Below are 1,629 nucleotides of genomic sequence, written 5' to 3' on the forward strand. Positions count from 1 at the left end.
TCCTGCTTGCCAGAAGCGAGGCTAAAGCCTCGCACTACAAATCTTTTTATTATTCGTGTTCATTCGTGGTTATATATTCCCTCTGTGTTCTCTGTGACTCTGTGGCTATATCCCTGAACGGTTACCGAAATTCTTCATTTGTGCTATTCGTCAATTCGTGCAATTCGTGTTCTTCCCCTAAATGATTGACGCATTACCACAGGTCGCATTTTTTTCTTGCCTTTTTTTTAAAAATATGGTATGATAATAGTTGATTAAATAAATGATGAAAAGGCTTATCTTCATAAGTATATTTCTTTTTATCAGTTCTTTTGTCTGGGCAAAAAATAATACCGGTGCGACATTCTTGAAAATTAATGGTGGAGCAAGACCAGCGGGGATGGGTGATGTCTTTTGTGCCGTTGCCAATGATGTTAATGCGTTATATTTTAACCCCGCAGGATTAGCTCAGATTAAAGGAGAAGAGTGTTTATTAACCTATACTCAATGGTTTGAAGATGTTAAATATAACTACCTTGCCTTTGCCCAAAATATTAGTCGTGTTCGAACCATAGGTGGCAATGTTACCTACCTCCGCATAAATGACCTCATTGGTAGAGATGATGACGGAGACCTGACAGGTAATTTTGATGCTTATGACTTAGCCTTAGGATTAGCTTATGCTGAAAGGTTATCTAAACATTCATTAGTTGGGTTACATTTAAAATCTATCTATCAATTAAATGAAAATACCTCTGGAAGTAGCATAGCGATTGACTTCGGCTGGTTATACAAAAACATCATTAAAGATTTAGATTTAGGACTATCCATCCAAAATATTGGAACAAAGATAAAATTTATTAAAAAAAAAGAAGAATTACCTTTAAATATCAAAGTAGGTCTTGCTTACAAATTACCTCGTATCTTGATTATAGCCGTAGATGGGAATATACCTGAAGATGGTAAAGTATCTGTTAATGCTGGAACAGAAATTACTCTCCTCCATTTTCTATCTCTGCGCACTGGTTATAAATCCCAGACTGATTTAGATTCAAAGAGTCATTGGAGTTATGGAGTAGGATTAAAAATAAGTGATTATCAGATTAATTATGCCTTTGTTCCGTATGGAATATTAGGGGATACACATAGAGTGTCTTTATTACTTAAGTTTCTTTAACTTGATGTTCAAGTTTTTTAAAGGTATAAAGATTTAACCGCAAAGAGCACAAAGGAAGATTTCGCAAAGGACGCAAAGGAAGGAAAATAAGGTGGTGAACAACCTATTGCTTTGTTAAGTTTGCTTTGCTATGTTTAGAAAGTTATCGGTTATCAGGTTATCGGTGAAGAGAAAACAATGACCTGTTATCTCCGATTACTGATTACCGATTACCTAAGTAACATGCAACTTCAATCTTAACAGAGCACTATAATCTTTGCGTTCTTTGCGGTTAATTTCTTTGCGTTCTTTGCGGTTAAAAAAAGGATAAACCACTTAATCTTAAAAAAACTTGAATATCGAGTTTAAGGGTAAGCGTTCAGGTGGTGTAACAAAAGGAGATGTGGAGATTAAGGAGATAGGGAGATATTATTAAAAAAATTGAAATTAATAGAAACTAATAGAAATTTATGGAAATTTGTTGTTTTCCACAA

1 protein-coding gene is annotated in these 1,629 nt (G+C 34.6%); it reads left to right on the forward strand.

Features of this window, described 5'->3' with window-relative positions; all coding sequences use genetic code 11:
* Positions 1–262: 262 nt before the first annotated feature.
* Complete coding sequence (locus AB1414_20510) at positions 263–1,156, forward strand: PorV/PorQ family protein (protein ID MEW6609794.1); 894 nt, start codon at positions 263–265, stop codon at positions 1,154–1,156.
* The last annotated feature ends 473 nt before the right edge of the window (positions 1,157–1,629 follow it).

The organism is bacterium (assembly GCA_040755795.1).
Classification (GTDB): domain Bacteria; phylum UBA9089; class CG2-30-40-21; order CG2-30-40-21; family SBAY01; genus JBFLXS01.

Excerpts from the sequence above, each read along its gene's own strand:
- AB1414_20510 (MEW6609794.1), top strand. The coding sequence starts at position 263 with ATGATGAAAAGGCTTATCTTCATAAGTATATTTCTTTTTATCAGTTCT.